The sequence below is a fragment of the Sporomusa sp. genome (assembly GCF_057736855.1).
Window position 1 is genome coordinate 1 of the sequence record NZ_JBYKYF010000012.1, and the last position, 6,313, is coordinate 6,313.

A 6,313-nucleotide genomic window follows, 5' to 3' on the forward strand; every position below is an offset into this window, starting at 1 on the left:
CGTTCTTGACCACTCCTCACCAATGGCTAACTGGGGGACAAAGGTAGGTATTGATGCTACAAAAACATGGCCGTCCGAAGGACATACCCGTGAATGGCCAGATGAGATTAGAATGTCTGATGAAATTATTAAAATGGTTGATGCCAAATGGAAGGATTTGGGGCTTGAATAAGTTAAAAGCCCATCTTGATAATATTGCTTTGTCCCATTCGGTTTTTGCCCTGCCATTTGCTTATATGGGAGCTTTTTTAGCTGCCGGTGGGGTTCCCAGTGGTCATGACCTTTTTTGGATTACGTTAGCGATGATTGGAGCTCGCAGCGCAGCGCTGGCACTTAATAATCTGATTGATTTAAAGTACGATCGATTGCATCCGCGTTTTACGAAACGGCCCATGGTTACAGGTGCCGTAAAAATTTGGGAAGCCATTGTCCTTATTCTTGTTAGCCTGTTGGTGTTTTTGCTGGCTGCGTCCCAATTACAACCGCTTTGTTTGAAGCTCTGGCCGCTAGCGCTAATACCTTTGGTTATTTATCCGTATATGAAACGTTTTTCTTGGACTTGTCATCTGGTATTAGGCGTGGCTTTGGCGGCAGCACCGATTGGTGCCTGGATTGCGGTTGCCGGAGAGGTTTCTTATGCGGTAATTCTCCTGGGATTATCGGTAGGAGGGTGGATTGCTGCCTTTGATGTTATTTATGGATGCCAAGATGTGGCTTTTGATAAAGCACATGGCTTGAAGTCGATGCCTGTGCGTTTTGGTGTTGACGGTGCCTTACAATTATCAAGATATATGCACGCCTTAAGTGTCTTAGGATTTGCGGCTGTCGGAATGCTGCTGGATTTACATTTCATCTACTATATCGGAGTTGTGCTAGCGGCATTTGTTCTAATTTATCAACATACTATTGTTAGTCCTGATGATTTGAGCCAGGTTACTCAACGATATTTTATGCGCAATGGTTTAGTAGGTATTTTATTATTCATTTTTACAGTTATATCCTTATATATGACATAGTAATACATTGGCTAGCTATTAAAAAATTAAATTTGACGACATTGGCAACGTATTTGCAAAACCTCCCATATTTATTAGGGGGGTTTTGTTATGTAACAATATAACTTTTGTCAAAATTCGACAATAATATTTTTTTTGACTGCTTAAAATTAAGCAGGAATTTCTGAAAATAAAGCGAATTTTTCCAATTGAAATGTATGTGAAATAACAAACAAACAATATTGCTTCAATGTTGTAATGTTATTTCAAATTAACGGAAGAAGTGGGAGGATAAAGAACCATGAGTATGCTTGACAAGTCCTGCTCTGATTTTCTGGAAGTACTGGCCTCTAAAGCTCCAGTACCGGGAGGCGGCGGTGCGGCAGCCCTGGGCGGTGCCATCGGAATGGCTCTTTCCAACATGGTCGGAAACTTGACTGTGGGTAAAAAGAAATATGCCGATGTGGAAGATGAAGTTAAAGAACTCATTGAAAAAGGCAGCAAGATCATTGAAGATTTGAAACAATTGGTGGATGAGGATGCAGCGGTTTTTGAGCCTCTTTCCAAAGCCTACGGCTTACCCAAAGATACACCGGAGCAGATAGCTTATAAAGAACAGGTTCTGGAAAAATGCTCAAAAGATGCCTGTGAAGGCCCGATGAAAATTATGCGGAAATGCTATGAGGGAATCAAAATTCACGAGCGCATGGGTCAGATTGGTACCAATTTAGCAATTTCCGATGTTGGTTGCGGTGTAGTATTCTTAAAGGCTGCTCTTATCAGTGCAATGCTCAATGTTGTGATTAATCTTAACACTATTAAGGATCAGGAATATGTCAACAAAAACAAGGCAGAAATGGAGCAGTTACTTGCCGAAGGTTCCAAAATCGCCGACGCTACTCTTGAATTGGTTCTAAGCAAAATTAAAAAATAGGAGGATCTGACAATGGCCGAAAGATTAGCCGGTAAAGCGGTTGCCGATGCCATGAAGGAGGAACTCTCCCAAAAGGTAGCAGCCTTAAAAGCTAAAGGAATTACTCCGAAATTAGGCATTATCCGGGTTGGTGCCCGTCCTGATGATCTGTTCTATGAAGGTGGCGCTAAAAAAACTTGTGAGTCCATCGGTATGGCTTATCAAGTATTCGAATATCCTGCCGATATCGATCAAGCTTCGTTTGAAAAAGCCGTGATTGAGGTTGGGGCTAACAAAGAAATTAATGGTATTTTGATGTTTGCACCTCTACCTAAACACTTGGATGAGAAAAAAATCCGCAGCCTTATTCCTGTTGAAAAAGATGTTGACTGCATGACTATTGGCAGTGCTGCCAAAGTTTACACCGATGATCCTACTGGTTTCCCACCTTGTACGCCTACAGCCTGTATGGATATTCTCAAATACTATAATATTCCTTTAAAAGGTAAAAAAGCTGTTGTGTTAGGTCGTTCTCAAGTAGTTGGTAAGCCTGTTGCGATGCTGCTCTTGAGAGAAAACGCAACCGTAACCATTTGCCATTCCAAGACAGACAATCTGCCAGCCGTTTGCGCTGATGCCGATATTCTCATTGCCGCAGTAGGTCGGGCTAAAATGGTTAAGGCTAACTTTGTAAAACCTGGCCAAGTGGTCATTGACGTAGGAATTAACGAAGACCCAGACAATCCGGGTAAATATTGCGGTGATGTTGATTACGACGAAGTTGCTCCCATCGTTGATAAAATCACTCCGGTTCCGGGCGGTGTTGGTTCCGTTACAACCATTGTTCTTTGCAAGCAAACGATTCAGGCTTGTGAAATGCAAAACGGACTGTCTTAATTTTATTCTGTAACTCTGCTATTGCACTAGGAGGCACAGCCAATGCAAATCGGTAACAGTAACTCGCAACATCTGCAGAATGGCTATCAATTGGCTTATGAAAAAGCCTGCGCTGATTTAGCTGCTAAAAATCCGGAAGAAATGGCCAGGAACAGTGGGGCTGAATTTGATAGTGTCAAGAGTGTATTCACCCTCCCTTATATAAATGAAGTATATACTGTAAGTTATCCTGATGGAGAAGTCAGCTTTGCTGAACGTCAAGAACCGGTGCCGATAGCCACTAAAATCGTTTTATTGCATTATTTGATTACTGCAAGCGGACACGCTTTATCTGGAAAACTGATTTCTTTTAAAGAAATACCAGGTGGCATGATCTATTTACAACCCTTTAATGGCCGGGTACTTGGTGGATTTAAAGCTATATTTGGTAAAAAAACCAGTTTACTACGTCAAGTGGGTGAAAAGTTGGGAGTCACCTTTGCTAAGTATGGTGATGTCTCGATTACACTGGACATATTGCCGCGGCTGCCGGTAACTTATGTTATCTGGGAAGGGGACGAAGAGTTTCCTGCTAATGCTACGGTATTATTTGATGCTACAGCCCAGTATTATCTGCCTACCGAAGATATCGTGGTGGCTGCTGCTGCGGGTGCAAGTCTACTTAATAAAACAGCTCGAACATTGAGCTAGAATTGAGATAACCTCCATTTGTATTTACAGATAATTCCATATATAGAGAGAATACCGAATCTTTGTACATCGTACCACAAGCTTTACAGTACATATTATAAGGAGGTGAAGATTTGAAAATTGCAGTCTCCGGCAAAGGCGGCGTCGGAAAAACGTCTGTCTCTGCCAGTTTAGCCAAATTATTTGCCCGTGATGGCCGCCGAGTTTATGCAGTTGATGCTGATCCTGACGCAAGTTTAGGTTTAGCATTGGGAATTCCTGATGATATCTTGGCTAAGGTAGTTCCGCTGATTGACATGGAAGAAGTGATTAAGGAAAAAAGCGCCGGTGGGGGCTTATTCTATAGCCTTAATCCTGATGTGGATGACATATTAGATGAGTATTCCATTAGCGTGGGTAACATCAGATTTTTACGAATGGGTGCTGTTAAACCAGGCGGTTCGGCATGCTATTGCCGAGAAAATGCATTCCTCTATTCGGTAGTCGATGCTCTGATTTTAGATAAGGATGACGTAGTTATTCTTGATATGGGAGCAGGAATTGAACACTTGACTCGTGGCACATCAAAAGGTGTAGACCTGATGATTGTTGTTACAGAACCGAGCAAGACCAGTGTTCAAACCGCAAGAGTAGTAATGCAACTGGCAAATGATTTGGGTATCAAGGTAACAAAAGTTATCGCTAATAAGATTCGTTCTCCGAAAGAAGAAGCATTTATCCAGGAACAGTTTACAGCTCAAGAACTGTTAGGTGTCATTCGTTTTGATGACGATCTGCTGGATGTCGCTCTCGGAAACGAAGCGGACATACTTACCGGAGCCTTTAAAACGACAATGGAAGAAATTTACCAACGTGTCGTTACAGAATGGAAAACTAATAAATGATTTTCATTCTGAACAATTAAAAAAGGGGGATTTTGTTTTATGGCATGGGATCCTACAGTATTAAAAGATTGGCAAATCGCCGAAGCTGCAGAGAAAAACCTACCTACTACAGAGCAATATATGGAGATGTTGGGCTTAGAAAAGGATGAAATTATTCCTTATGGCAAAACTCCAAAAGTTGACTTTCTAAAGGTTATTGATCGCCTGAAAGATAAGCCTGACGGAAAATATATTGAGGTAACTGCTATTACTCCTACCCCGCTTGGTGAAGGAAAATCAACTACTTCCATTGGTATTATGGAAGGCCTTGGCAAACGTGGCGTAAGAGTTGGTGGCGCTTTACGTCAACCATCCGGCGGACCTACCATGAATGTAAAAGGTACTGCTGCTGGCGGTGGTAATGCTTTACTTATTCCAATGACCGAGTTCTCCCTTGGCTTGACTGGTGACATCAATGATATTACCAATGCACACAATCTAGCAATGGTTGCACTGAATGCCAGAATGCAACATGAAGCCAATTATACTGATGAAGAACTGGCTAAAAGAAATTTAAGAAGACTTGACATCGACCCGAAGAACGTAGAAATGGGTTGGGTTATTGACTTTGCTGCCCAAGGTCTCCGGAACATTATCATGGGTATTGGCGGCAAAAAAGACGGTTTCTTGATGCAATCCAAGTTCGGTATTTCTGTTAGCTCCGAACTGATGGCCATTTTGGCTGTTGCTAAAGACTTGGCAGATATGCGTGAACGCTTCAAGCATATCGTAGTTGCCTACAACAGAAAAGGTGAGCCTATTACTACTGGTGACTTGGAAGTTGACGGCGCTATGGCTGCCTGGATGCGTAATACCATCAACCCGACTCTTTGTGCTACTGTTGAAGGTCAACCTTGCTTTGTTCATGCTGGTCCGTTTGCTAATATTGCAATTGGCCAGTCCTCGATTATTGCTGACCGCATTGGCTTGAAGTGCTTCGACTACCATGTAACTGAATCCGGCTTTGCTGCTGACATCGGTTTCGAGAAATTCTGGAACGTTAAATGCCGCTTGAGCGGATTGAAGCCGAATGTTTCCATTCTTGTTGCAACTGTTCGTGCTCTTAAAATGCATGGTGGTGGCCCAAGTGTTGTACCTGGTCGTCCGTTGCCTGAGGAATATACCAAAGAAAACCTTGCCCTCTTAGAAAAAGGCTGCGAAAACATGGTACACATGATCAATATTATCAAGAAGTCTGGCATTAAGCCGGTTGTTTGTATCAATGCCTTCTATACAGATACTCCGGCAGAACATGCGCTTGTTAAGCGGATTGCTGAACAAGCCGGCGCTCGTGCTGCTGTATCCGAGCATTGGCTCAAAGGTGGCGACGGTGCTCTTGATCTGGCTGACGCAGTTCTTGATGCCTGCAAAGAAGAAGTTGACTTCAAGTTCCTGTATCCGCTTGATATGCCGCTTCGTCAGCGTGTTGAGCTCATTGCCAAAGAAGTTTATGGCGCAGATGGCGTTGATTGGTCACCGCTCGCTGAAGAAAAAGCACAGAAATTTGAATCCGATCCTAAGTATGCCGATTACTGCACAATGATGGTTAAAACGCATCTCTCCTTGTCGCATGAGCCGACCTGGAAAGGCGTACCAAAAGGCTGGAGACTGCCAATCCGTGACATTCTGGTCTACGGCGGCGCCAAATTCCTCTGCCCGATGGCTGGCGCTATCAGCTTGATGCCAGGAACCAGCTCTGACCCTGCTTACCGCAGAATTGACGTTGACGTAAATACCGGTAAAGTTAGCGGATTGTTCTAATAAAAAAATATCACAAAATATACGGAAATTTTATGAAACTTAGCAGGTATTCGCCCGCTTGAGGGCGAATACCTGTAAATAGAGTTTGTGAAAAAATGTCCATACCATACAGTCTTGAGTAGCTAAGCTCTTAG

6 protein-coding genes and 1 pseudogene are annotated in these 6,313 nt (G+C 42.9%); all 7 read left to right on the plus strand.

The annotated features are described in order from the left end of the window. A pseudogene (locus AC29Z1_RS01690) lies at nucleotides 1-172 on the plus strand (menaquinone biosynthesis decarboxylase); the annotation flags it as partial. Beyond that, a complete protein-coding gene (locus tag AC29Z1_RS01695; RefSeq protein ID WP_488269723.1) occupies nucleotides 165-1,016 on the plus strand; it encodes a UbiA-like polyprenyltransferase in 852 nt (283 codons plus the stop codon). The pseudogene AC29Z1_RS01690 and the gene AC29Z1_RS01695, both read left to right, overlap by 8 nt. Nucleotides 1,017-1,296: 280 nt before the next feature. Continuing rightward, nucleotides 1,297-1,929, plus strand: coding sequence for a cyclodeaminase/cyclohydrolase family protein (locus AC29Z1_RS01700; RefSeq protein WP_488269724.1), 633 nt, complete (start codon nucleotides 1,297-1,299; stop codon nucleotides 1,927-1,929). A gap of 12 nt (nucleotides 1,930-1,941) precedes the next feature. Further along, the gene (locus tag AC29Z1_RS01705) at nucleotides 1,942-2,805 is read left to right on the plus strand and encodes a bifunctional 5,10-methylenetetrahydrofolate dehydrogenase/5,10-methenyltetrahydrofolate cyclohydrolase (RefSeq protein WP_488269725.1); all 864 of its coding nucleotides are present in this window, start codon (nucleotides 1,942-1,944) and stop codon (nucleotides 2,803-2,805) included. A gap of 42 nt (nucleotides 2,806-2,847) precedes the next feature. Further along, entirely contained in the window at nucleotides 2,848-3,495 is a 648-nt protein-coding gene (locus tag AC29Z1_RS01710) for a DUF3786 domain-containing protein (protein WP_488269726.1), read from the plus strand. Nucleotides 3,496-3,608: 113 nt separating this feature from the next. Beyond that, the gene (locus AC29Z1_RS01715; RefSeq protein ID WP_488269727.1) at nucleotides 3,609-4,379 is read left to right on the plus strand and encodes an ATP-binding protein; all 771 of its coding nucleotides are present in this window, start codon (nucleotides 3,609-3,611) and stop codon (nucleotides 4,377-4,379) included. A 39-nt stretch (nucleotides 4,380-4,418) separates the two neighbouring features. Then, complete coding sequence (locus AC29Z1_RS01720; RefSeq protein WP_488269728.1) at nucleotides 4,419-6,179, plus strand: formate--tetrahydrofolate ligase; 1,761 nt, start codon at nucleotides 4,419-4,421, stop codon at nucleotides 6,177-6,179. The last annotated feature ends 134 nt before the right edge of the window (nucleotides 6,180-6,313 follow it).

Coding starts and splice junctions, on each gene's coding strand:
- AC29Z1_RS01700 (WP_488269724.1), top strand. CDS start 1,297: ATGAGTATGCTTGACAAGTCCTGCTCTGATTTTCTGGAAGTACTGGCC.
- AC29Z1_RS01705 (WP_488269725.1), top strand. CDS start 1,942: ATGGCCGAAAGATTAGCCGGTAAAGCGGTTGCCGATGCCATGAAGGAG.
- AC29Z1_RS01710 (WP_488269726.1), top strand. CDS start 2,848: ATGCAAATCGGTAACAGTAACTCGCAACATCTGCAGAATGGCTATCAA.
- AC29Z1_RS01720 (WP_488269728.1), top strand. CDS start 4,419: ATGGCATGGGATCCTACAGTATTAAAAGATTGGCAAATCGCCGAAGCT.